We start from the raw sequence: 23,412 nt of genomic DNA on the forward strand, positions 1-23,412 counted from the left end.
TGTCGCACAGCGACGCGCCGCGCTGGGTCGCCTCTCATCCCGGACGGTGGTTCCGCCCGGCGAGACCCCGTGGCGCGGGTGTCCTCCGTCTCCAGGGAAACGACGGAGGGCACCCACTCACCACACGGTGCCGCTAGCGGAACAGCTGCTCGCCGATGTACGAGCCCTTCTTCGGGGCCGGTGGGATCGCGAACACGGCGGAACCGATGTGGGCGATGTACTCGTTCAGCCGGTCGACCGCGCCGAGTCGTCGCTGGATCCGGGTGAAGTGCTCCGGGTCGTTCACGTACGCCGCGAACAGCAGGCCGGCGTCGAGCTGGCCGTACTCGTTCAGTCCGTCCGTGTAGTTGTACGGGCGTCGGAGGATCTTCACGCCGTCGTTGTTCTCGTGCGCCGCGAGCGCCACGTGCGAGGTCTCGTCGATCTTGCGGGCGCCCGATGCCGTTCGTGCGTGGAAGTCCGGCGTCGTGTGCTCCGTGCCGCCGGACAGGGGTGCGCCCTCGATCTTGGTGCGGCCGAACACCCGCTGCTGGTCACTGACGACGTCGGCGTCCCAGATCTCGATGTTCATCTGGATCTTCCGGACGACCTGGTAGGTGCCACCGGCCATCCAGCCGTCGGCCTCGCTGGCGCCACCGTCGCCGGAGGCCGACCCGGTCCCGGCGCGGTCGACCCAGACGAACCGGTCGTACTCCTCGTCGGTGGTGACGTTCCTGGTGCCGTCCTTGAACCCCATCAGGTTCCTCGGGGTGGTCTGCGACGGCCCGGCGGACGCCCGACCGAAGCCGAGGACGGTCCACCGCACCGTGGCCGTGCCGCGGGCCATCCTGGCCAGGTCGCGGACCGCGTGGTACGCCACCTGGGGATCGTCCGCGCACGCCTGCAGCGACAGGTCCCCACCGCTCAGGCCCTCCTGCAACCGGTCGCTCGGCAGGGTCGGGATCTGCCGGAGCGCGTCGGGTCGCCTCGACGCGAGCCCGAAGCGCTCGTCGAAGATCCCCGGCCCGAGCCCGACGGTGACCGTCAGGGACGCCGGGCCGAGGTCGAGCGCCTCCCCCGTGTCCGCACCGACGCCGTCGCCGTGAGCGGGTTCGACGGAGCCGACGGTCTTGCCCGCCTGCAGCTGCGCGATCGACGCGGACCAGCGGGCGAGGAGCACCTGCAGGTCCGTCGCGACCGAGGACGCCATGTCGAACGTCATGAACACGCAGTAGCGCTGGGGTGTGGTGCGGATCCCGCCCTGCGGCTGCCGGGCGGCGGTCGCGTAGAAGGGGTGGCTCAGGGACAGGTCGATGGACTCGTCGCCGTTCGTCGCGGCGGCGAACGGGTTGACGCCGGTGGCGATGGTGGCGCCGGCGATCCCGGCTGCGGCGCCGACGCCGGCTCCGGCAGCGGCCAGTCCGGCACCGGCGGCGACGCCGGCGCCGAACAGCCCGCGGCGGGAGAGCGCGGGGCCGGCCGCGTCGGCACCGGACCCGACGTCGGCCCGGGCGTCGGCGCCGGAAGGGGCAGGACCGTCCGTCACGCCGTGGCGACCTTCTCGGCCAGCCGCGACAGCGGGTCCTGCAGCGCCTGGACGCGCTGCGAGATCTCGTTGGCGTGCGCGGACTTGGCGGCGTCGTCCCAGCTGTCGAACCCGCCGAGGTCGTCGGCGTTGCGGAAGCCGTCCATCATGCTGTTCGTCTGGTCGAACTGCGCGGCGATCTGCTTCGTCAGCGTCGGGTCGAGCTTCGTCAGCCCCGGCTTCAGGTACGCGAAGGCCTGACGGGCACCCTCGACGTTCGCAGCGAGGTCGACGAGGTCGATGTGGCTGTACGCCTCCTCCTCGCCGGTGATCTTGTTCGACTGGACCTCCTCGAGGAGCCCGGCCGCACCGTTCGCCAGGTCCTCGGGCTTGTAGTCGAGCGTCGGGACGAGCTTCGCGAGCAGCGTCACGTTGGTGGTCAGGTCGGCCGCGAGCTGCTTCGTGCCGTCGCTGATCGCACCGGTCTCGAAGAGGTCGCGCTCGACCGCGTGGAAGCCGCTCCAGCCGACGGCGGGGTCGAGGTTCGACGCCCGCATGTCGATGAGGTAGTCCAGGTTGCCGGCGTTGTCGGTGGCCTTGAAGCCCTTCTTCACGAAGCCGTCGACGTCGCTCTCCACGTGCTCGTAGTACGGACGGGCGTCGGCGTAGTCCTTCTTCGCGGCCTCGAGGTTCCCCGCGTCGATGTCGGTCTGCAGCTGCTTCACGGCCGTGACCATGTCGCTCACCTGGGCGTCGACGTACTTCGAGTACCCCGTCGCGCCGGACTTCAGGAGCGTCGCCGCGCTGCTGTTCGCGGTGGACGCGACCTTCCCGGTGACCGTGAAGTCGGTCAGTTCCTGGTCGGCACCGGGGCAGTACACCTGGTACTTCCCGCCGCCGAGCGTCGCGGTGAACTGCACGGCGTCGAGCCCTGGTGCGAGGTTCTCCTTCTCGCCGAAGATCCGCTGGTCCTGCAGCAGCTCGACCTCGGTGATCGCGGTCGACGACTCGTTCTTCACGGAGAACGTCACGGGTCCGGCCGGGACCTTCGTGGTCGACACGGCGCACTTGTCCGAGCCGTCGTTCGTCAACGTGATGGAGACGCGGGAGACCTTCCCGGAATCGGTGGAGTCGTCCGTCGCGGACGACGACGTGGCCGCGCACCCGGTGAGGGCGAGCGCGGTGACGACACCGAGGGCGCCGAGGGTGGTGAGGGGTCGGACGGTGTGCTTACCGAACGGCATAGTCGGGACTCCTTGCAGGGTCCCCGGCGGGCGGGCCGCGGGCGGGGACGGTTTCGGGGGTGTGGTCGGCGAGCGCCGTCTGACGACGGCGGTCACGGAGTGCGAGTGCGAACTGCGCGGCAGCTGCGATGCCGAGGGCGATCGGCAGCCAGGCCTTCCAGAGCGCGAGCTCCGCGGCCCGCGTCTGGGCGACCGCCACGGTCGTGGCGGTCCGCTGGACGCGGGAGTCGGGGACCGCGAAGACGCTGCGGTCGATCGTCGTGGTGCGAGCGGACGGGAGGCCCCCACCGCTCAGGGTGAGCACGGAGCGTTCCGAGCTGGTCGCGTCCAGGACGCCGCCTGCGACGGTCCAGAGCGTGGTCGTCTCGGAGACGGCCCACTCCGCCCGGAAGGGGCCGGGGTTCGTGGACGGCGAGATGCCGACGGGCACCCTGCCGAAGAGACCGACGAGGTCGTCGAGCGTCAGGGTCGAGGGTTCGTCCTTGCTCGTCGGGCCCGTGCCACTCGTCGTGGTGGTCGATCGCCACCGGTCGGCCGTCACGCCGGCTCGGGTGACGGTGCGGTGCGTGGACGCAGGGAAGTCCACGCGGGACTGGCTTCCGTTGCCCCTGGTCCGCAGCACCGCCGATGAACCGTGGACCTCGGCGGACACCGCGGTCTGGTCGCCGGTCGTCGCGACGGTCGACGGGACGTGCACGCCGCCGGACGGCACGGCGACCGCGAGTGCGACCGCGGCGACGGCCAGGGTGGTGGCGATGCCGGTGCGGACCAGTGGGACCCGTGCGGCGGCCGGCCGCCAGGCACGTGGCCAGAGCGAGATCGCGAGGACCGGGACCACGTAGAGGATCCACCCGAGGACCTCGATCACGCGGGGGTCCGGCGGGATCCCGAGGACGCCGGTGACGAGGGCGCCCTGCACGGAGCCGTTCGGGGCGAGCCAGCTCAGGTCGACGGTGCGCTGCTGGCCGATGACGACCCAGCCGGCCTCGTGCGCGCGGCGGAGCACGGTGAGGACGAGCCCGCCGGCGACGAACACCAGGAAGACGCCGGTACCGGTGAAGAACTTCGACAGGTTCAGCCGGACACCGCCGGTGTAGATGCCGTAGCCGATGAGGACCGCGGCCGCGATGCCGATCACGGCGCCGAGTGCGGCGAGCCCGGTGTCCGATGACGCCTGGAAGGTCGCGAGGAGGAACACCGCCGTCTCGAAGCCCTCCTTGAGGACGGCGAGGAAGGCCATGCCGGCGAGTGCCCACGCGGTCCCCCGGCCCATGGCCTGCGTCGCGCTCGCCTCGAGTTCCGTCGTCAGGTTCCGCGCGTGGGTGCGCATCCAGACGATCATCCCGGTGACGAAGACGACCGCGACGACGCCGATGACCGCTTCCATGCCCTCCTGCTGGGCCTGCGGGAGCGCCTGCTCGACGAGCTGCAGACCGAAGCCGACGGCCACGCTGAGCAGCACGGCGACCCCGACCCCGAGCCACATCGGCGCGAGCGGGACACGGTTGCGGCGCAGGAAGGCAGCGATGATGCCGACGATGAGCGTGGCTTCGAGGCCTTCACGGAGACCGATGACGAGGGTGGCGAGCATGGCGAAGGCAAGGTTAGCCTTACCTCACCCCCTCCGGCTACCGGTTCGGCGTGGGGTTTGATGGTTCTCATGAACCTGCTCTCCGCCGACGGCCTCGCCGCCGTGACGAACGTGCTCGACCTCGCCGGGGTCTTCGCGTCCGCGCTCCTCGGCGGGGCGGTCGCCCGGACGATGGGACTCGACCTGTTCGGGTTCCTGGTCGTCGGGTTCGTCTCGGGGCTCGGTGGCGGCATGCTGCGCGACGTGCTGCTGCAGAACGGGCCACCGGTCGCGCTCACCGACCCGCTGTACGTGCCGATCGCGGTCGCCGGTGCGCTCGTCGCCTTCTTCGTGTCGTTCTCCGAGCGTGGATGGGACCGGCTGTTCACGTTCCTCGACGCCGCTGTGATCGGGTTCTGGGCCGTGGTCGGCGTGCAGCGAACCTTCGACGCCGGACTCGAGTGGCCGGCGGCGATCATCATGGGCACGATCACCGCGGTCGGCGGCGGTGTCGGCCGGGACCTGCTGCTCCGGCGCGTCCCCGCGGTGTTCGGCGGGAACGCGCTCTACGCCTCCGTGGCCGTCGCCGCCTCGGCGGTGATGGTCATCGCCTCGGCACTCGGCTCCCCCACGATCGGGATCGTCGCCGCCGTGGTGCTCTCGCTCGTGCTCCGATGGGGCGCCGTGCGGTGGGGGTGGGGCCTGCCGAACGGTCGCGACTGGCAGCCGCAGTCGACGCTGGCGTCCCTGCTGCGTCGGGGCAAGGGGATCCGTCCGGACGCGATCCGTCTGCTCCGTCGACCGGGGCGTCGTCGCGGCCCGGGCAGCGTGCACACCGAGGACGACGACACGGACTGAGTGGGTTCCGTGTCCGGGCCCTCGGGCGTAGCATCGATCCCGCCGGGTATCGGATCCGGCACACCGCACTCCGGCCAGCAGGCCAGGCACGTGCAGCGCACGGATGGGGACCGACGCGACCCGAACGCGCCGGAACCACCCGTGGCCGCCCGTGATCGGATGCACGGCGCGGCAGGTCCCCCGGCCCACGCGCGATCAGCAGAATGGACGGGTACGACCTCCACGTCCGCCCGGTGCCACCGGGCTCCGTCTGAACCAGGAACAGATGAGCGACGCTGCTTCTCCCGACGACCGCCAGACCTCGGCCAGGACCCCGAGAGCCGAGGTGCGCGCGCGCCTGCTCACCGCCGGTGCCGAGGTCTTCGCCGAACAGGGCGTGCACGAAGCGCGGCTCGACGACGTCGCCGCCCGTGCCGGGTTCAGCAAGGGCGCGGTCTACTCGAACTTCTCCTCGAAGGAGGACCTCGTCGCGCAGGTCATGCAGCGCGCGACGAACCTGGTGCTCGGCTCGCTCGAGGAGCTCGTGCGCGAGGACATCGCCGCCGCCGACATCGGTGACATCGTCCGGGCGGCGTTCGGCCGCCACGACCAGAGCGCGCAGTTCGCCCTGCTGTCCGAGTTCCGCGGCTACGCGATCCGCCGCCCGGAGTTCATGCCCGAGTTCGTGCGGCAGCGCCGGGTGCTCCAGGACGGCGTGCACCGACTCGTACTGTTGTGGTTCGGCGCGCACCCGGAGATCGACCCGGGGATGCCGCTCGACGTCTTCTCGACCGCGCTCATCGGCGCGAACGTCGGCATCGTGTTCGACTCCCCCGCGCTCGACGGCGTGAACCCCGGCGAGGTCGTCGCCACCCTCGTCGAGGCCGTCATCCGTCCCCGCTGACCGGCACCACCGCCCGCCGCGGACGCTACGCGGGACGCCGGCCACCCCGATCGAGTGCGCACTCGTGGCGCCCACACGCCCCAACGGCTCGCCACTTCCGCGCACTCGATCCCCGGGGCCCGCCCGCCCCGCTCGCCCCAGCCCGTCCCCGCCCGCCACCCCGATCGAGTGCGCACTCGTGGCGGCCACACGCCCCAAGGACTCGCCACTTCCGCGCACTCGATCCCCGGGGCCCGCCCGCCCCGCTCGCCCCAGCCCGCCCCGCTCTCCGAACGACGGCACGACCGGCCGCCGCGGCGCTACGCGGGACGCCGGCGGCGCGGGCCGTCGTGCGACCAGGCGGACGACGGCGTCAGGCTCGGCGGCAGCAGGCGCGACCGGACCCGCTGCGGGAGCCGGACGGACGCGTCCAGGGCGACCCGTGCCTCCCGGACGGTCGTGACGAGCGCTTTCCCGTCGACCGAACCCGCCGGCGCGTAGCGCTCCAGGTCGACCGCGTCGACCACCGACTCCAGGAACGGCAGCACCGTCTCCGGCGCCGTCGACCGGAGCCGACCGAGCACCGCGCGCGCGGTCCGTGCGACCGCCGCGGAGTCTCCAGGCGGCGCGAGGCCCGGTGCGTACCCGTGGTCGGCGACGTCGTCGAGGAGCTCACGCCAGGCCGAGACCGCCGGCGACCGGCCGTCGGCCACCGCGGCGAGCCGGGATCGACGGCGGACCGCCCGCACGGTCGCCGGTGCGACCAGCACCGCCAACGCGATCAGGATGCCGACCGCGAGCCCCCACGGCCCGTTGCCCGAGCCACCGGTCGACCCCGCGGCACCGGGTGCAGCCGATGCGCTCGGCGTCGGGCTCGCGGACGTGGACGGCTCGTTCGACGCGTTCGGCTCCGGCAGCGGCGTGGCGGGGTCGGCCGCGCTCGGCGTCGTCGTCGGCTCCGTGGACGAGGTCGCCGCCGAGTCCGAGTCCGGCGTCGGCTCGAACGCGACCCAGCCGGCGCCCTTGATGTACAGCTCCGGCCACGAGTGGAGCTGCCGGTTCGAGACCGTGTACTCGCCGTCCTCCTGCGTCCCGCCCGCCCGGTACCCGACCGCGATCCGCGACGGGATGCCGAGCGTGCGGGCCATCACGGCCATCGCCGAGGAGAAGTGCACGCAGTACCCCTCCCGCACCTGCAGGAACTTCGCGACGACGTCCATGCTGTCGCCGTCGTAGCCCTGCTCGACGGGGGCGGTCTCGGAGTAGGTGAAGAGGTCGCTCCGGAACCACTCCTCGAGGCTCCTGGCCTTCTCGTAGTCCGTCTCGGCACTGCCGGCGACGCGGGTGGCCGTGGTCGAGATGCTCTTGGGCAGGTCCTTCGGCAGGGCGAGGTCGGTGCGCAGCTGCGCCTTGGACGGCGTCGGGTAGCCACGCCCGTCGAACCGGTCGAGCCGTCCGGCGGCGTCGATGGCGTCGAGGTAGGCGTTCGCGAAGGTCGAGGCGCCGTAGACCTCGTACGTCGCCCCGCGTCGGGTCGCCGGGCCGGTGGAGCGCACGGTGTTCGAGTCGCCCATCCACCGCCACTGGTCGAGCTCGAGGTTCGTGGACTGCGACTGGATGGAGACCGCCCCGGACGGCACGGGCAGGTAGTTGCTCGACAGCCCGGTGATGCGGACGGTGACGTCGCCGCGGCTCGCCAACCGGGGGTTGATCCCGACGGCCCACTGCTGCTGGTCGGCGGTCTGGGCGTCACTCACGTCGGTGACGGTCGGGACCCAGTCCCCCGTCCCGAACTCGTCGAGGTCGGCGAGCTTGAGGTACTCCGGCTGCCCGTCGGACGAGCGGTACCGGAACACCTCGAGCTCGCTCGGCCGCCGGAGGTCCTGCCCGAGGTTGAGCAGCGTGCCCGGTCGGCCCGGTTGGATCGGCGCCTGGATCGCCCCGGTGACCCCGGACAACCAGCTGGCGTTGAGCGGGATGACCGTCGGCAACCCCACCGCGACGACGAGCGCGACGGCACCGATCAGCATCGCCGGGAACGCCCGCTGCACCGGACGGACCGACAGCCACAGGAGCGCGAGGAACGCCAGTCCGGTGACGACGACGAGCCCGGTGCTCGCGGGGGTCCCGGTGACGACGCCCGGGACGATGAGGATCACGAGCGCCGGCGCCGCGGCGAGTGCTGCCGCTGGTGCGACCGTCGCGAGGAACAGCGACGCTGCCGCGACCCAGGCAATCGCCACCGTGACGACGAGCCGGATCGGGTCGGTCTGCGGGAGGGGTGCCGGGTTGAGCCGGATCGCCGCGATCGTCTGCCCGAGGGCCCCGTTCCCGTCGATCCACCCGAGCGGTTGGATGTCGTTGACCAGGGCTGCGGCGCACGAACACGCGATGAGCGTCGCGACCAGGGCGATGAAGCGGACGCCGGGCGATCGACGTCGAACCACGAGGACGACGCCGACGAGGACCACGACGACGGCGAGGGCGGACGTCCACCACGCGATGCCCTGCACGAGCGGGCGGAAGGCCAGCGCGGCGAGCAGGACGGGGACGGGCGCGAGCGCGATCACCCACGGCGACGGTGCGGCGCGGTCGTCCTCGCGGTCGAGGATCTCGCGGACGTCTACCCGGCCTCTGCTGGCGGGGCGGGTGTCCTGCGCGGTCACCGCAGTGCTCCTGCACCGGCGACCGGCACGACGAGGGTCCGCCAACCGCCGCGGTCGAGGATCCCCCGCACCACCGGGTCCGGCGGCACGATCGTGGCCAGGATCCCGCGGCTGGAACCACTCGTCGACGACACGAGTTCGGCGGCCTGCTCGGCGGTGCAGTGTCCGGTGACGACGGCGGTCATGCCGTGCACGTCGCGGCCACGGACGTCGGGCAGCACGTCCGTCACGCGGCGGGCGTCGCTCCGGACACGGACGTCCGCCAACCCCACGAGCACGTCGGTCAGCCCGCCGGCGTCTCCGGTGTGCCGGGTGTCACCGCCGAGGTCGTCGGTGACGAGCACCACGCGCGAGGTCCGTGCGGCGAGGGCTCGTGCCACGCTCGCCGCGACGACGACCGCGTGCTCGAACGCGGCATCGCCACCGAGGTCGGAGAGCTCCGCCAGGTCGTCCCGCCCGAGCTGCTGGTACGACTCGCGGCGGACGTCCAGGGCGATGACGGCCTCCGGTGGCTGTGCCTGGGTGGTCTGGCGGACGTGGAGTTCACCACGACGGGCACTCTGCGCCCAGTGCACGCGGCGGATCGGATCACCTGGCCGGTACGGGCGGAGTTCGCTGTCGTCCGCGGAACCACCCTGGCCGACACGTCCTTCGTCGGCGGACACCGCCCCCGCGAGCGCTCCGGTGTCCATCGCGGAGAGGGCCGTCGACGCCGGGACCACCACCACTTCCTCCGGGGCGACCACGGGACGGTCGATGCGCAGCAGGCCGAACGGGTCCTCGACACGGATGGTCACCGGCCCGACGACCGTGCGGCCACGGTGCATCGCGAGCGCCTCGACGTCGAACACCGCAGGCGGCATCGACGGACCGATCTCGACGAGGGCCTCGGCGTCGGTCACGCTCGCGAAGGCGTCCTCGAGCTGTTCGCGCACGAGCAGGGTGGAGCGCGGCCCGATCGGCATCGTCGTCCCGCGCAGCGTGATCCGCTCGCGGTACACCTCGCCGACCTGCACCATCGCCCGTGGGGCCGCGCGGGTTCCCCGGAGCGGCGCCGCGACGACGAAGGCCATCGCGATCCCGAGCACGACGAGCACCAGGAGCAGGAGCCCGGCGGACACGGCGACACTCGTGGTCGCGACGAGTCCGCCGCCGATCAGGCCGATCCCGACCGCGATGACCGACCAGCCACGGGCGGTCGGCCGGGGGAACGGGGTCCGACGGGTCATCGCCGCCGCACGCTTCGCCCACCGGTCCAGGACCGACCGCGCGGCCCCCGCACGGCGGAGCAGCGTCGAGGTGGCGGGCGGCCGGGACATCAGGACCGGACTGGCGCTGCGGTGAACGGCACGGCCGTCTCCGAGACGACGCGGACGACGATCTCGCGCGCGGTGTCCTCCGCCGTGCCACCGAGCCCGCGGGCCACCGGGACGAGCCGGTGTGCGAGGACGATCGGTGCGAGCTCCGCGACGTCGTCCGGGGTGACGAACGAGCGGCCTTGCAGGGCGGCGTGGGCGCGTGCGGCCTGCGCGAGGTGCAGGGTGGCGCGCGGGCTGGCGCCGAGGACCAGGTCGGGGTGGGTCCGGGTCGCACGGACGATGGCGATGACGTAGGCCTCGACGTCGGGAGCGACGTGCACCTGGCGCACCGACGCGACCATCGCGCGCAGGGTGGCGACGTCCACGATCGGCCGGAGCGACGTCAGCGGGTCGCGGCCGCCGCGGTTGGTGAGCATCCGGCGCTCGGCCTCGACGCTGGGGTACCCCATCGCGATGCGCGCCATGAACCGGTCGCGCTGGGCCTCGGGCAGCGGGTACGTCCCCTCCATGTCCACGGGGTTCTGCGTCGCGACGATCATGAACGGCGACTCGAGCACGCGGGTGACGCCGTCGACCGTGACCTGGGACTCGGCCATCGCCTCGAGCAGGGCGGACTGCGTCTTCGGGCTGGTGCGGTTGATCTCGTCGCCGATGACGACGTTCGCGAACACCGGGCCGGGCGAGAACCGGAAGGTGCCGGAGGACTGGTCGAAGATGTTCACCCCGGTGACGTCCGACGGCAGCATGTCCGAGGTGAACTGGATGCGGTTCACCGACCCGCCCACCGATGCGCCGAGCGCCTTCGCGAGCACGGTCTTGCCGACCCCGGGAACGTCCTCCACGAGCAGGTGCCCCTCGGCCAGCATGACCGTCAGCGCCGTGCGGATCGCGTCGGTCTTGCCGTCGACCACCGTGGCGACGGCGGACATGATCGCCGCACCCGCGTCACGGACCTGGTCGACGGGGATGGCGAGGTCGGGGGCGTCCGGCACGCAGGTCTCCTCAGGGGGTGGGGACAGTGGTCCGCGCATGCTACATCGGCCCGGTGACAGCGACCGGAGGATGTGTCACCGACCGCATCCGGGGACACACTGGAGGTTCGACCAGCGTCCGCCGATCGGCGGACGTGGGTCGGGCCTCCAGTCCGGTGCCCCGCTCAGCCGACGCGCGCCGCCAGCGCTTCGTCCGCCGCGCGCAGGACGCGCGCCGCCACGGCGACGCCCTCTTCGCGCCCGAGCTCGGTGTCCTCGTGCTCGATGTTCACCCACATCTCGGGGTCCACCTCGTGGAGCGCCTCGAGGAACGCGGACCAGTACGCCTCGTCGTGGCCCTTGCCGAGCGCGACGAAGTCCCACGCGGAGGGCTTCGGCCACTCGTTCGCCCACTCGTCGCCACCGAGATTCGTCCGGGGCTCGTCCGGGGACAGCCGGCGGAACGAGTTGTCGAGGACGCCGTTGATGGCGGCGTGCGGGTTGATCCTGACGTCCTTCGCCGCGGCGTGGAAGACGAGCGGGCCGAGGTCGCGGACGACCGCCACCGGGTCCATCTGCTGCCAGAACAGGTGCGACGCATCGAGCTCGACGCCGACGTTCGTCAACCCGCCGCGCTCGACGAGCTCGCGGATCGTCGCCGGGTTGAACACGACGTTCTGCGGGTGCAACTCGAGCGCGACCTTCACGCCGTGCTCGCGGGCGAGGGCGTCGATCTCCTGCCAGAACGGGACGGCGACGCTCCACTGGTACTCGATGACGTCGAGCGCAGCGGAGTTCCAGGCGTTCACGATCCAGTTCGGGCGGACGGAACCGGGCTCCCCCGCCGGCAGGCCGGACATCGTGACGACGCGGTCCTGGCCGAGCCGGGCGGCGAGCCGGATGCTGCGCCGGATGTCCTCGGCGTGGGCGTCCCCGATCGCGCGGTCCGGGTGCAGCGGGTTCCCGTTGCAGTTGAGGCCGGCGATGGACACCCCGGTGCCGTCGAACCGGGCGAGGAAGTCGTCCCGTGCCCGGTCGTCGTCCAGGATGGCGTCGATGTCCGGCACGTGCACCGGGGGCAGGAACCCGCCGGTGTTCAGTTCGATGCCGGTGAGACCGTTCTCCGCGATGGCGCGCAGGGCGTCCGCGAGCGGGCGGTCGTGGAAGATCGCGTTGTACAGACCGAGCTTCATGCGTGCTGCTCCTGCTTCGTCGTCACTGCCGCTCCGTCGGCCTGCGCGGACCGGGCCACCGCGTCGAGGACCTCCATGTTGTGCACGCCGTCGTCGAACGTGGCGTTGCGCGGGAGCGGATCGGCGACGCCGGCGACCTCGTCGAGGAACGCGCGCGCCTGGTACTCGAACATCTGGTTCTGGCCCCAGCCGACGCCGGGCGCGTCCATCGCCATGCCACCGGCCACGTAGGGGTGGTCCGGCCCGAGGACGACCTGGCGGTACCCACCGAGCCGGGAGCCGTCGGACTGCAGGGCGAGGCCGATCTCGGACGGTCGCTCCTGGTCCCAGCGCGCGGCGCCGTTCTCGCAGAAGACCTCGATCACCAGGCCGTTCGGGTGGGCCGTCGCGACGCGGGAGACCTCGAGCGAGCCGACCACGGCACCGTCACCGAAGCGGGCGCTGAAGGTGGCGTAGTCGTCGTTCTCGACGGTCTGCGTCTCGCCGGTCAGTTCGGCTGCGGCTCCACGGAGTGCGTGCCCGGCGGCGACGGGTCGCTCGGTGATCGTCGTGGTGAAGAGCCCACCGGTGACGCTCCGGACGTCGCCGGCGAGGAACTCCGCGATGTAGGTCAGGTGCGAGCCGACGTCGGCGAGCGCGCCGGACCCGGGAGCGCCTGCATAGCGCCACGAGAACGGGACGTCCGGCGAGGAACCGTAGTCGGTCCAGTAGCGGCCGGAGAGGTGCAGGACCTTCCCGAGGGTGCCGTCCTCGATCAGCTCGCGGATCGCCGCGACACCCGGTGCGCGTCGGTAGGTGAAGCCGACGCGGGCGATCGTGCCCTGCGCCTCGGCGGCACGGGCGGCGTCGGCCATCGCGCGGGCGTCCTCGAGCGAGTCGGCCAGCGGCTTCTCGCAGAGCACGTGCTTGCCGGCGGCGAGGAGGCCCTCGACGATCTCGCGGTGGAGGCGGTTCGCGACGACGACGCTCACCACGTCGATGTCGTCGGCGGCCGCGATCGCCCGCCAGTCGGTGTCGTGCCGCTCGAACCCGAAGCGCTGCGCGGCCTCGGCGGCGAGGGGCTCGTACACGTCCCCGATCGAGACGAGCCGCACGGGCGGCAGAGTCGGGGCGAACAGGGACGGGGCGTTCCGCCACGCGGCCATGTGGGCCTTGCCCGCCATGCCCGCGCCGATGACGGCGACGCCGATGCTCTCGCGCATGTGCTCTCCTTCGAGCTGGTCTTCGGTTCTGGAACGTTCCAGAAGGATCGGTAGACTGTAGCCCCACCTCCCCATGTCCTGTCAAGGAGCACACCGTGTCGAACCGCCGTCCGCCGACGATCATCGACGTCGCCGCACTCGCGGGGGTCTCGAAGTCGCTGGTCTCGATGGTGATGCGCGACGACCCCGGCGTCTCCGACAGCCGTCGCGCGGCCGTCCTCGACGCCGCCGCATCGCTCGGGTACCGGCCGAACCGTGCCGCCGCGATCCTCGCCGGTACCAGGACCCGCACGATCGGCGTGGTCGTCGACGACTTCCGGAACCCCTGGTACGTGCCGATGCTCGACGGCATCCGGTCGACACTCGCCCCGCACGGGCTGCGCCTGACGCTCGCCGACGCCGTGGCGAACGCGCACCTCGGCAGCTCCCCGTTCGACGACCTCGTGTCACTCCGGGTCGACGGCGTCATCCTCGGCGCCGAGAGCTCGGTCGACCTGCACGTGCCCGACGACACCCCGGTGGTCGTCGCCGGCGAGCGCGCGTCCGTCCCACCCGGGCTCGACGTGGTGGCGTCGGACGAGGCGGCCGGCGCACGCATGGCCGTCGACCACCTCGTCGGACTCGGACACCGGCACATCGCGCACCTGACCGGCGCCGGGGGTTCGGCAGCGGCACGACGTGTGTCGTCCGTCGCCCGGATGACGTCGTCGGGCGTCGAGCCCCTGGTCCTCGGGGACGGACCGACGTCCGAGCAGGCCGGCTTCGACGCCGCGCGGGCAGCACTTGCCGCGAACCCGTCGCTGACCGCGCTGTTCGCGGCGAACGACGTGATGGCGATGGGAGCGATCGCCGCGGCGCGACAGGCGGGGCTCCGCGTCCCGGAGGACCTGTCGGTCATCGGCCACGACGAGACCCCGCTCGCGGCGTCCCCCCTGCTCCAGCTCACGACGGTCGACCCGCACAACGACGAGGTCGGACGGCTCGCGGCCGCCCGGCTGATCACGCTCATCGGGGACTCGTCGCGCCCGACACCGACTCGCGACCTCGTGACGCCCACCCTGGTCGTCCGCAGCACCACCGCTCCCCCGCGGGCGTAGTCCCGCGGCGGTCGAGTGCGCAGAAACGGTGCCCGCCGCCCGTCGGACATCCCCGTTTCCGCGCACTCGATCACACCATCACCCACCACCGCCGCCGCCCTTGACACGAGCCACCGGCGCTGACCGGCCCGTCGCCCCGTCAGCGCGGCAGGGGCATCGAGTTCAGGGACCACATCGCGACACCGTGCAACCCGAGCTCCCGCGCGAGCGCCGTCCGCGCGCGGTACGACCGGGCGTCCGACCAGTGCAGCTCCCGCCCGTCGTCGAGCACCGCCGACCACTCCCCGTCGCGGTCCGACCACACGGCCGCATCCCCCGCGAGACGCCGAGCAGCTCCCGGCGCCAGCGGCGCGTCACCCGCACCGGGACCCCACGCGTACCCGTACGACGCGATCCCCAGGTCGATCCGGTCCGCACGGAGCCCCTGCGCCTCGGCAGCGTGCACCACCCGGGTCGCCCAGGGCAGCGCCCCCACGGACCCGGGTCCGCTCCACGGACCGTGCTGGTCGTAGGTCATCAGCACGAACCGGTCGACGTGCTCCGCGAGCCCGCGGAGGTCGTACCCGGTCGCGCGGAACCCGGCGGCCGACGTCGACGCCATCACCGCCATCGAGACCAGGCCGCTGTCGCCGAGCCGATCGTGCACGGCGTCCCGGACCGCGGCGGCGAACGCGACGAGCCCCGCTCGGTCCCGGGCCCGCAGCGACTCGAGGTCGATCTGCACGCCCCGCATCCCGGCGTCGTCGGCGGCGCGGGCGACCTGGCGTGCGACACGATCCCGGTTCTCCGCGGAGGCCAACAGCGCCGTCCCGGCCTCGGGTGAGAAGTCACCGATCGTCGACGAGTAGTTGCTCACGAGGAGCTCGGCCGAACCACCCGCAGCCGACGCGAGTCCGGCCAGCCCTCCGGGAGCCTCGTTCAGACGGGAACCGTCATCCGCCACGGTGACGCCGTCGATCCCGATCGTCGTCGCGAGTGGCACGGCGGCGGTGACACTGTCCACCGCGGTCCCGCCGGGTTCGACGTACGCCTCGACCTCCAGCCCCGAACCGGACGCGCAGCCGGTGAGCACCAGCCCCGACACGAGGACGGCCACCACGACACCCACACGACGAACCACCCGGTCACGGTAGCGGGTCAGACACGCTCGTACTCCAGGCGCTCGACGGAGGTCGCGAGCTCGTCGAGTTCCGGCACGTCGTGCGCCTCGGCCAACGCCGCTTCGAGCGCGGCGGCGTGGATCGGTGCCGCACGATCGAAGAGCGCGGAGCCGGCGTGTGTCAGCTCGGTGTAGAGCCCCCGACGGTCGTCCGCACAGAGCACCCGGGTCAGGAGCGCACGTTCCTCGAGCCGGTTCACCAGCCGCGTCGTCGCACTCGGACTGAGCGCCGCGGCACGCGCGAGCTGCTGCATCCGCATGTGGAAACCGTCCTGGCGCCGGAGTGCATCGAGCACCGTGAACTCCACGACGGACAGGTCGACCTCGCGCAGTGCCTGCTCGAGGTGCGACTCGATGAGGCTGTGCAGCGCGCCGAGGGTGCGCCAGCCGTGCGCGCGGACCGCGATCGCCGTGTCGTCGATGCTCATGTGGACCTCCCGAAGTAGTTGCACGCGCAGGTAGTTGCTTGCGCACACACCTAGCGTGTGCAACTATTTACCCCGCGCTTGCAACTACCAGCGTACGCGGCATGCCCGCGGTGGACAACAGGAGAGGACCACGCATGCCTGCGGGACTCATCGCACTCGCCCTCGGCGGTTTCGGCATCGGACTGACCGAGTTCGTCATCACCGGACTGCTGCCGGAGGTCGCGGCGGACTTCGGCGTCACCGAGACGACGGCAGGCTGGCTCGTCACGGGCTACGCGCTCGCCGTCATCGTCGGCGCGCTCGGTCTGACCGCGGCCACCACCAGACTCCCGCGGAAGCCGGTGCTCATCGGACTCCTCGTGCTGTTCGTCATCGGCAACACCCTGTCGGCGCTCGCACCGACCTACGGCGTGATGATGACCGGCCGCGTCGTCGCCGCGCTCTGCCACGGCGCGTTCTTCGGCATCGGCTCCGTCGTCGCGTCGAACATGGTCGCCCGAGAGAAGCGGGCCTCCGCCGTCGCGCTCATGTTCACCGGGCTCACCGCGTCGAACGTGCTCGGCGTCCCGTTCGGCACGTTCCTCGGCCAGGCGATGGGCTGGCGCGCCACGTTCTGGGCGATCGCCGCGATCGGCGTCGTCGCCCTCGTCGGAGTCGCCCTGCTCGTCCCCGTGACGAAGCAGGACGCGGCGCCGTCGCTCGTCCGGGAGCTCGGCGCGTTCCGCTCCGGCCAGGTGTGGTTGTCGCTCGGCATCACCGTGCTCGGGTACGGCGGCATGTTCGGTGCCTTCACCTACATCGCGTACACGCTCACCGCCGTGTCCGGCTTCGCGTCGGCCGCGGTCCCGTGGCTGCTCGTCGTCTTCGGGATCGGCCTGTTCGTCGGCAACTGGGCCGGCGGCCGCCTCGCCGCGAAGTCGATCGACCGGACACTCCTCGTCGTGCTCGCGAGCCTGACGGTCGTCCTCGGCCTCTTCGCCGTCGTCGCCACGAACCCCGTGCTCACCGTCGTGGCCCTCGTGCTCATGGGGGCGTTCGGCTTCGCCACCGTACCCGCACTGCAGACCCGCGTGATGCACTACGCGGACCACGCTCCGACCCTGGCGAGCGGCGCGAACATCGCCGCCTTCAACCTCGGCAACGCGTTCGGCGCCTGGATCGGGGGACTGACGATCGCCGCCGGCCTGGGCTACACCTCGCCGATCTGGGCCGGCGCCGCCATCACCCTGGCCGGACTCGCGCTCGTGGCCGTCGCCGCCGGCGCAGCGCGCCGCGGCCGCGCCGCACGCCCCGTGCGGACCGGGAGCATCCGCACCGCCGCCTGAACCGCGACCAGGTGACGGACTGGAGGCTCGGTGCACGCCCGCACCGAGCCTCCAGTCCGTCCGCCGGTCACCGGACGAGCGCCCAGCCGACGCGACTACCGTCACCGGCAGGTGACCCAGGTCCTCGGCCGCCGGATCGATCCACGCCGACCGGAAGCATCATGCAGCCACCGCCCATCAGAACCGCGTTCCTCGACAGCTCGTCCACGCCGACGCGCGGGGACGGGCCGAGTCGATGAGCGCGCGAGAAGGCATCCTCTGGACGGAGACGGAAGCGGGCCACTGGGAGGGATGCTCCGGGCCGACGCTCATGGGTGTCGTCTCCTGGCACGACGGGTACGCGGTCCGGTCCTCCGGCGGCGAGGTCCGCGGGCAGCACAGCACGCTCGACAGCGCGAAGGCACAGCTCGAGGGCTGGATGCGCTGGCTCGACTCGACCGACGCGGCCTGAACGCACCCGGACAACGAAGAAGCCCCGCCGATCGGCGGGGCTTCTGTCCGTGTGGGATAGTTGATGACTCCGCGGAAATCCCTGTTCAGAGTGACTCATCGGCATCATGAAGAGGAGCTGTTGGCACAGCGCATGGGCGCACTTTGGCACAGTTCTCAGGGCGTGCCCGCCGAGAGCGGAGTGATCGCAGCGCCGCCAGCGCCACGTTGATGTGCCCACTCGCGCGAGCTTGATACCGGGGGTGAGGCGACACGCCGGCGCGTCGATCGATCTCGGGGAAGGGCCATTCGACGATGAGAGTGCCTGCAAGGGACAGCAGCGAGGAGGGGCCGTAGTCCATCGTCTTGCTGCGGAGCTTTTGTGGTCAGCGCGAGCGCGTGAATGTGTGAGTTAGATCGGAGCTTGAGTCAGATCTACAGCCAGGACCGCGCACTCAACCGTCGCGCTGCCCCCCCCCCCCCGCCCCGGTACGCCTCGTCCTGAGCACGGCACATCCGTTATCGAAGCCGTCTCAGCAGCCGATGACTCATCGGACGCGAGCCCGCAGCGGACAGACGCTTCAGCCATTGCTCCGCGCGAATAGCGTGAAGCGCTTCGAGGTTGGATCTTGGGGAGGGGGTGCCAGTCCTGAGTGATGACCAAGCCGCACTACTCATGGCAGTCGGCGGAAGGCAATCGCGTCGACCATGCCATCCCGCAGATGAAGGCCGATGGAATGCGGCCAATCGGAACCGCGACAGCAGCTGACTACGTCTTGGCCTGGAACCTCGACGCGAGCGACCGCTGGCTGACGCGGGAACTCAGGGTCCAGGTCGAGTCCTTCGACTGGTCACGGTCGCTCACTCTGCAACGGCACGCCAGCGGTGCCTGGTCGTCCGCTGTCTCCGCCACCGGCTCGCCGGACCTTCCGGCGGCGGGTGTACTCGAGGACGTTCCGCGACCAGCCGTGCCCGGCCGTTTGGCCGGCGTACCAGTCGCGGAGGTCGTGGTAATCAAGCCGGTCTAAGAGGACGGTGATGTGACCCCACGGCAGTTGTCCAACAGCCTGTTGGACGATCGCGTCCGCCGAGACACGTCGAGCTTCGACCGCCGCAAGCTGCGGCACAGGGATCTTCTCAGTGTCATATGCCGGATGACAGCGGTCGACGTGGTGGCTTCTCTCGACATCGATGACACTGGCGCGCTCCTCGAGCTTTCAAGGTCAGAGATCGTGGCCCTTCTCGAGTTCGGCCGCCTGTGGGGCTATGACGCTGGGGCTGGCAATCGCATCCCCACGTGGCAACTCGTTCGGGACTCATCCTCCGAGCCGGTTCGACTGCTGGGCAGCTCGCTAAGTGCTGTCGTCGCCGCCATCCCGCCGAGCGCAAGCCCGGGCCTCGTGAGACGTCTGATGACCACCGAGGATCCGTCGCTAGCGTCCCGGGCCGAAGCCGCGTTGACGCCAGCGGAGTGGGTCGCGCGGGGACACTCCCACTGGCCGGTGATGGCCATCCTCCCGCGGTATCTCACGGGGTCCAGTGACTTCGCGAATCCGCGCCTCTGGGACAGCGACCTGATCCGCTAACCACAGGCGGCTGTCCAGTCGGACGCAACCGCCCGCGTACGCGAGTGGGGGCCAGACTTGGCCGTAGGCTAACCTCCGGTAAATATTGAGGGGGCCGCATGTTTGTGGAGTCGATCGAGTTGCGCAACTTCCGGAGCTTTGGCCCGGTGGCGGAGACAATTCGTCTAGAGCCATCGCTCACCGCCTTCATCGGGGCGAACGGATCGGGCAAGACCGCTGTCTGCGAAGCGTTCCGAAGGCTCTTCGGGGTATCGAACGATGAACGCACGATCCGCGCCGAGGACTTCCACGTCGCTCCTGACGACGACCCGGATCCTTCGACTCGGAGCTTGTCCATCGAGGCTGTTGTCGCTATGCCGGAACTCAACGACGGGCCGGACGCGTCAGCGTCAGTCCCTGATTTCTACGCTCATCTCGCCGCGAGGGAAGACGGCGAGCTTCGGCTGCGGGTACGTCTGCAGGCCACCTGGGCAGCAGACGGCACCATCGATGGCTCGGTCGAGACCACCGTCAGCGCGATCACCACGATGGCTCAGGACCCCGAACCTGACCAAATCAAGCCGTTCCCTGCGGCCGAGCGTGCGCGCATCCAGTTTGTCTATGTGCCAGCCTCCCGCGACGGCGCCCGGCACGTCACCGCCTTCTTGCGAGGGCGTCTATGGCGCGCTGCTCGCTGGTCAGAGAAACTCGGCACGCTCGTAGAGGAAAACGCCGAACAGATCGGGGATCTGTTCCACAAGGAACGTGCCACACAAGTCGTCGAGGGAGCGTTCAAGGAACGGTGGCAGGAGTTGCACGGGTCCGGGATGCATGCCATCCCTCGCTTCCAGCCGCTGTCACCCGAGGTCGCCGAACTGCTGCGCGAGGCAGAGCTGACGTTAGAACCAGATCACACGAAGCAGTCGCAGGCCGCCAGCGCGCTCAGCGATGGACAGCGTTCCCTTCTCCACCTCGCGCTGACGACCGCGTCGCTCGACATTGAGCAGCAAATCATTGACGAAGGCGACGCCTCCGGTTTCGATCCGGAAGCTGCGCTCCTACCTGCGTTGACGTTGCTCGCTGTGGAGGAACCGGAGAACAACCTGTCTCCGTTCTATCTTTCACGAATAATCAAGCAAATCATTGAACTTGGCGGCACCAACAGGGTACAAGCCTTACTTTCGAGTCACTCCGCAAGCGCGATGCAACGAGTCGAACCGTCCTTCGTCCGCCACTTCCGCATGAGCCCGGTCAGCCAAGCGACAACGGTTCGCCCACTCACCCTGCCTGCCGATGGCACGGCGACTGCCACCTACGTCCGCGAAGCGGTGCGAGCGCACCCCGAGCTGTACTTTGCCCGCTTCGTGATCCTTGGGGAGGGAGACTCAGAGGAGGTCGTACTTCCCCGCGTCGCCGCTTCCCAAGGCGTCGATCTTGATCCCTCGTTTGTAGCGATGGTCCCCCTAGGAGGTCGACACACTCACCACTTCTGGCGGCTTCTCACGGACCTTGGGATTCCTTTCGCGACACTGCTCGACCTCGACTGGGGGCGCAGCGGGGGTGGGGGTGGTCGAATCCGGACCGCGGTTAGCAATCTTGAGGCAGTCGGCGTCCCCGCACTCGCTGCAGTGCCCAACGCCACGACCTTAGACTCCATCAGCAACGACATGAGTTTGGAAGACCTTGGCGTCGCGATGGGTGCACTAGAGCAGTACGGTGTGTTCTTCTCGACACCTCTGGACCTGGATATGGCGATGATGCTGGCGTTCAGACAGCAGTACGAGCAGGGAGCTGGCAGCCGAGGACCCGACCCCAGAGACGCATATGCGGCCGTGCTGCACAGCGGCGGCCATCCACAGGCCGTCGAGTTCTGGAAGCCCGCTTCGGAACCCGCCAAGACCAGCAAGGCGAATGACCTCCGCTGGTACCGACACTTATTCGGAACCCGCTCGAAGCCCGCGACGCACTTGAGCGCGATGAATCTTCTCGACGACGACGCTCTCAAAGCAGCGCCGCGAGAAATTCTAGCCCTCATCGACTTCGTGCAGGCAAGGCTCGGCGCCTCGTGAACGATCGGCCTCCCTCGTCCGCTGGTCGCTTTATAGCGCCGGAAGCCTGGCAACCACTCGGCGTCGAGTCGCTCGAACCGGCCGCTCGCGATGCTTTGAGACACGAAGGCAACTCGGCGGTCGTCGCCGGGCCAGGCGCCGGGAAAACAGAATTCCTGGCGCAACGTGCCGCGTTTCTGTTCCAGACAGGTCTTTGTCGAGCACCACAGCGCGTTCTCGCAATTTCATACAAGCGGGACTCCGCCACGAACCTCGCGCGGAGAGTGTCGTCGCGATTACCTGAGTACTCCAATAGGTTCGTGTCGCTAACTTTCGACGCGTTCGCTAAAGGACTAGTCGACCGTTTCGGAGCCGCGTTGCCCAAGCCGTGGCGCATTGGGCAAAAAGGCTACGAGATCTCCCTGTGGACCGCGAGCGAGGTCGGGGACTGGGCCGCAGACGCCTTTTCGAACGAAACGGCTTCTCTCCAGTATCAAATGCGATCCATCGTCGACCGAAGGCGATTCCTGCACGACATCGTGGGCACCTACCAGTTGCCCAACGATCCAACCGGGACGCTCACCGATCTGCGGCTCTACGCGGACATGCGCTGGTGGCACGACCAGTATTTGACCGGCTCGACCAAGCGGGTCGATTTCGTGATGCTGAATCGCCTTGCCGAGTTGCTTGTTCGAAGCAATCCTCAGGTCCGTAATGCGATCCGTGCCACCTACCCCTTCGTGTTTGTCGACGAGTTCCAAGACACGACCGCCGCTCAGATCACCTTCTTGGACACCCTTTTCGGAGGACCCGGCGTGACCACGACAGCGGTGGGCGACGGCAAGCAGCGCATCATGCAGTTCGCCGGCGCAATCAAGGACGCCCTCGCGAAATACGAATCGGACTTCGAAGCGCGGCGTTTCGACCTCTCTTGGAATTTCCGATCGTCCGAACCCCTCGTTGCGGCGCAGCACGTCGTCGGCACTGTCATCGACGCCCAGCTCGAGCGCGCAGAATCGAAGATTTTGACCAGTTCGGAAGTCGAGCCGTTGTCAATATGGACGTACCCATCGGCAAGCGTCGAAGCCGCACACCTGGCGCACGCGGTCGCCAAAGACATACGCGAGAACGGTCGTCGACCTTCCGATACTGTGCTGCTTGTCCGACAGAAGGCCGCTGCGTTCGAGCCCGCTCTAGCTGCGGCCTTCTCCGCGGAAGGACTCCGGATCCGCAACGACGACACTATCTACGGGAAGATGCGCCTTCAGGACTTGCTGAAGCACGATCTGAATCGCCTCCTGATTAGCGTGCTCAGCCTCGCGTGCACGCCACCCCCGCTTCCCGATGAGTGGCTCACCGCCTATGAACTCGTAGGCCGCGTTGCTGGAGCCGACCGCGGACGCACTGCAGACCGACGCACCGCCGACGAGTTGGGACGCTTCGTGCGGTGGCTGCACGCATGGCTCGAATCTAACGGCATAGCAACGACGTCAGCGGATGCCGTGGTTCGGGCCGCTCGAAACGTAGTGGACGACGATCGAGCCGCTGCGTTCGTCTTCGGACAGAACGCCGGAGACGAGGTCGAGGTCATCCTGGAGGCGCTGACCGCCCGTGTCCAGGCGATTCGGTCGGGCTGTGAATCTTGGTCAGAGCTAGTTGCTCGAATCGCCGACGAGGACGCCGTACCCCTGATGACCATTCACCGCAGTAAGGGGCTTGAGTTCCACACTGTCGTGCTGCTTGGTCTAGACGATGACCAGTGGTGGGCGTATGCAAAGGATCCCGGCGAGGCCACGTCGACGTTCTTCGTGGCGCTCTCTCGGGCAGCTGGCCGAGTCATCTTCACCAGGACCGATGAGCACCCTGCGACCAGGAAGATACGAGGGCTCTACGAGTTGCTCAACACTGCTGGCGCGACCTACCGACGCTTCGACTCGATCGATGATGAGGCTTGATCAGGGGCGCGCTCTGC

General features: G+C 70.0%; 19 protein-coding genes and 1 pseudogene. 9 read left to right on the top strand and 11 right to left on the bottom strand.

The window, feature by feature from the left end:
• Positions 1 to 133 precede the first annotated feature (133 nt).
• Genes ACO0E1_RS00605 through efeU form a run of 3 tightly spaced genes read right to left on the bottom strand, consistent with a single transcriptional unit; the run spans position 134 to position 4,339 of the window.
• On the bottom strand, positions 134 to 1,525 hold the full coding sequence (locus tag ACO0E1_RS00605) for a Dyp-type peroxidase (protein WP_422872380.1): 1,392 nt from the start codon (positions 1,523 to 1,525) through the stop codon (positions 134 to 136).
• Positions 1,522 to 2,748 carry an iron uptake system protein EfeO gene (efeO, locus tag ACO0E1_RS00610; RefSeq protein WP_422872381.1) on the bottom strand — a complete coding sequence of 409 codons (1,227 nt, stop codon included), beginning with the start codon at positions 2,746 to 2,748 and terminating at the stop codon, positions 1,522 to 1,524. Before efeO ends, ACO0E1_RS00605 begins: the two co-directional genes overlap by 4 nt.
• Positions 2,735 to 4,339, bottom strand: a complete 1,605-nt coding sequence (gene efeU / locus ACO0E1_RS00615) for an iron uptake transporter permease EfeU (RefSeq protein ID WP_422872382.1) — start codon at positions 4,337 to 4,339, stop codon at positions 2,735 to 2,737. The genes efeO and efeU overlap by 14 nt, the downstream gene beginning before the upstream one ends.
• A 69-nt stretch (positions 4,340 to 4,408) precedes the next feature.
• Here efeU and ACO0E1_RS00620 point away from each other — a divergent pair, with 69 nt between their 5' ends.
• Positions 4,409 to 5,176 (top strand): trimeric intracellular cation channel family protein, encoded by a 768-nt coding sequence (locus tag ACO0E1_RS00620; RefSeq protein WP_422872383.1) that lies wholly within the window; start codon positions 4,409 to 4,411, stop codon positions 5,174 to 5,176.
• A gap of 265 nt (positions 5,177 to 5,441) precedes the next feature.
• On the top strand, positions 5,442 to 6,059 hold the full coding sequence (locus ACO0E1_RS00625) for a TetR/AcrR family transcriptional regulator (RefSeq protein WP_422872384.1): 618 nt from the start codon (positions 5,442 to 5,444) through the stop codon (positions 6,057 to 6,059).
• Positions 6,060 to 6,358: 299 nt separating this feature from the next.
• Here ACO0E1_RS00625 and ACO0E1_RS00630 read toward each other — a convergent pair whose 3' ends face one another.
• The 5 genes from ACO0E1_RS00630 to ACO0E1_RS00650 all read right to left on the bottom strand — a co-directional run bounded on the left by ACO0E1_RS00630 (position 6,359) and on the right by ACO0E1_RS00650 (position 13,389).
• Positions 6,359 to 8,704 carry a transglutaminase TgpA family protein gene (locus tag ACO0E1_RS00630; protein WP_422872385.1) on the bottom strand — a complete coding sequence of 782 codons (2,346 nt, stop codon included), beginning with the start codon at positions 8,702 to 8,704 and terminating at the stop codon, positions 6,359 to 6,361.
• On the bottom strand, positions 8,701 to 10,023 hold the full coding sequence (locus ACO0E1_RS00635) for a DUF58 domain-containing protein (protein WP_422872386.1): 1,323 nt from the start codon (positions 10,021 to 10,023) through the stop codon (positions 8,701 to 8,703). Before ACO0E1_RS00635 ends, ACO0E1_RS00630 begins: the two co-directional genes overlap by 4 nt.
• On the bottom strand, positions 10,023 to 11,054 hold the full coding sequence (locus ACO0E1_RS00640; protein ID WP_422872387.1) for an AAA family ATPase: 1,032 nt from the start codon (positions 11,052 to 11,054) through the stop codon (positions 10,023 to 10,025). The genes ACO0E1_RS00635 and ACO0E1_RS00640 overlap by 1 nt, the downstream gene beginning before the upstream one ends.
• Positions 11,055 to 11,179: 125 nt before the next feature.
• Positions 11,180 to 12,187: a sugar phosphate isomerase/epimerase family protein gene (locus ACO0E1_RS00645; RefSeq protein WP_422872388.1), complete on the bottom strand. Its 1,008-nt coding sequence runs from the start codon at positions 12,185 to 12,187 to the stop codon at positions 11,180 to 11,182.
• Positions 12,184 to 13,389, bottom strand: coding sequence for a Gfo/Idh/MocA family protein (locus tag ACO0E1_RS00650; RefSeq protein ID WP_422872389.1), 1,206 nt, complete (start codon positions 13,387 to 13,389; stop codon positions 12,184 to 12,186). The genes ACO0E1_RS00645 and ACO0E1_RS00650 overlap by 4 nt, the downstream gene beginning before the upstream one ends.
• 95 nt (positions 13,390 to 13,484) lie before the next feature.
• On the opposite strand from ACO0E1_RS00650, the gene ACO0E1_RS00655 reads away from it, so the two are divergent.
• Positions 13,485 to 14,486 carry a LacI family DNA-binding transcriptional regulator gene (locus tag ACO0E1_RS00655; protein WP_422872390.1) on the top strand — a complete coding sequence of 334 codons (1,002 nt, stop codon included), beginning with the start codon at positions 13,485 to 13,487 and terminating at the stop codon, positions 14,484 to 14,486.
• Between the two features lie 139 nt (positions 14,487 to 14,625).
• Here ACO0E1_RS00655 and ACO0E1_RS00660 read toward each other — a convergent pair whose 3' ends face one another.
• Together ACO0E1_RS00660 and ACO0E1_RS00665 are read right to left on the bottom strand one after the other, a co-directional pair.
• Entirely contained in the window at positions 14,626 to 15,606 is a 981-nt protein-coding gene (locus tag ACO0E1_RS00660) for a glycosyl hydrolase family 18 protein (RefSeq protein WP_422872391.1), read from the bottom strand.
• A 17-nt stretch (positions 15,607 to 15,623) separates the two neighbouring features.
• Positions 15,624 to 16,073 (bottom strand): MarR family winged helix-turn-helix transcriptional regulator, encoded by a 450-nt coding sequence (locus tag ACO0E1_RS00665; RefSeq protein ID WP_422872392.1) that lies wholly within the window; start codon positions 16,071 to 16,073, stop codon positions 15,624 to 15,626.
• Between the two features lie 134 nt (positions 16,074 to 16,207).
• On the opposite strand from ACO0E1_RS00665, the gene ACO0E1_RS00670 reads away from it, so the two are divergent.
• The 3 genes and pseudogenes from ACO0E1_RS00670 to ACO0E1_RS00680 form a co-directional block, all read left to right on the top strand.
• Positions 16,208 to 17,398, top strand: a complete 1,191-nt coding sequence (locus ACO0E1_RS00670) for an MFS transporter (protein WP_422872393.1) — start codon at positions 16,208 to 16,210, stop codon at positions 17,396 to 17,398.
• Positions 17,399 to 17,633: 235 nt separating this feature from the next.
• Positions 17,634 to 17,849: a hypothetical protein gene (locus tag ACO0E1_RS00675; RefSeq protein WP_422872394.1), complete on the top strand. Its 216-nt coding sequence runs from the start codon at positions 17,634 to 17,636 to the stop codon at positions 17,847 to 17,849.
• Between the two features lie 700 nt (positions 17,850 to 18,549).
• Positions 18,550 to 18,672, top strand: a pseudogene (locus tag ACO0E1_RS00680) (hypothetical protein); the annotation flags it as partial.
• Between the two features lie 6 nt (positions 18,673 to 18,678).
• Here the strand turns inward: ACO0E1_RS00680 and ACO0E1_RS00685 are convergent.
• Entirely contained in the window at positions 18,679 to 18,954 is a 276-nt protein-coding gene (locus ACO0E1_RS00685; RefSeq protein ID WP_422872395.1) for a DUF1016 N-terminal domain-containing protein, read from the bottom strand.
• Between ACO0E1_RS00685 and ACO0E1_RS00690 the strand changes: the two genes are divergently transcribed.
• The 3 genes from ACO0E1_RS00690 to ACO0E1_RS00700 all read left to right on the top strand — a co-directional run bounded on the left by ACO0E1_RS00690 (position 18,868) and on the right by ACO0E1_RS00700 (position 23,395).
• Positions 18,868 to 19,413, top strand: a complete 546-nt coding sequence (locus ACO0E1_RS00690) for a hypothetical protein (RefSeq protein ID WP_422872734.1) — start codon at positions 18,868 to 18,870, stop codon at positions 19,411 to 19,413. The genes ACO0E1_RS00685 and ACO0E1_RS00690 overlap by 87 nt on opposite strands.
• Before the next feature lie 104 nt (positions 19,414 to 19,517).
• Positions 19,518 to 21,461 carry an ATP-dependent nuclease gene (locus ACO0E1_RS00695; protein WP_422872396.1) on the top strand — a complete coding sequence of 648 codons (1,944 nt, stop codon included), beginning with the start codon at positions 19,518 to 19,520 and terminating at the stop codon, positions 21,459 to 21,461.
• Positions 21,458 to 23,395, top strand: a complete 1,938-nt coding sequence (locus tag ACO0E1_RS00700; protein ID WP_422872397.1) for a UvrD-helicase domain-containing protein — start codon at positions 21,458 to 21,460, stop codon at positions 23,393 to 23,395. The genes ACO0E1_RS00695 and ACO0E1_RS00700 overlap by 4 nt, the downstream gene beginning before the upstream one ends.
• The last annotated feature ends 17 nt before the right edge of the window (positions 23,396 to 23,412 follow it).

The sequence above is a fragment of the Curtobacterium guangdongense genome (assembly GCF_049341845.1).
GTDB lineage: Bacteria > Actinomycetota > Actinomycetes > Actinomycetales > Microbacteriaceae > Curtobacterium > Curtobacterium guangdongense.

Excerpts from the sequence above, each read along its gene's own strand:
- ACO0E1_RS00665 (WP_422872392.1), bottom strand. The coding sequence starts at position 16,073 with ATGAGCATCGACGACACGGCGATCGCGGTCCGCGCGCACGGCTGGCGC.
- ACO0E1_RS00645 (WP_422872388.1), bottom strand. The coding sequence starts at position 12,187 with ATGAAGCTCGGTCTGTACAACGCGATCTTCCACGACCGCCCGCTCGCG.
- ACO0E1_RS00625 (WP_422872384.1), top strand. The coding sequence starts at position 5,442 with ATGAGCGACGCTGCTTCTCCCGACGACCGCCAGACCTCGGCCAGGACC.
- efeO (WP_422872381.1), bottom strand. The coding sequence starts at position 2,748 with ATGCCGTTCGGTAAGCACACCGTCCGACCCCTCACCACCCTCGGCGCC.
- ACO0E1_RS00640 (WP_422872387.1), bottom strand. The coding sequence starts at position 11,054 with ATGCGCGGACCACTGTCCCCACCCCCTGAGGAGACCTGCGTGCCGGAC.
- ACO0E1_RS00635 (WP_422872386.1), bottom strand. The coding sequence starts at position 10,023 with ATGTCCCGGCCGCCCGCCACCTCGACGCTGCTCCGCCGTGCGGGGGCC.
- efeU (WP_422872382.1), bottom strand. The coding sequence starts at position 4,339 with ATGCTCGCCACCCTCGTCATCGGTCTCCGTGAAGGCCTCGAAGCCACG.
- ACO0E1_RS00620 (WP_422872383.1), top strand. The coding sequence starts at position 4,409 with ATGAACCTGCTCTCCGCCGACGGCCTCGCCGCCGTGACGAACGTGCTC.
- ACO0E1_RS00670 (WP_422872393.1), top strand. The coding sequence starts at position 16,208 with ATGCCTGCGGGACTCATCGCACTCGCCCTCGGCGGTTTCGGCATCGGA.
- ACO0E1_RS00650 (WP_422872389.1), bottom strand. The coding sequence starts at position 13,389 with ATGCGCGAGAGCATCGGCGTCGCCGTCATCGGCGCGGGCATGGCGGGC.
- ACO0E1_RS00675 (WP_422872394.1), top strand. The coding sequence starts at position 17,634 with ATGAGCGCGCGAGAAGGCATCCTCTGGACGGAGACGGAAGCGGGCCAC.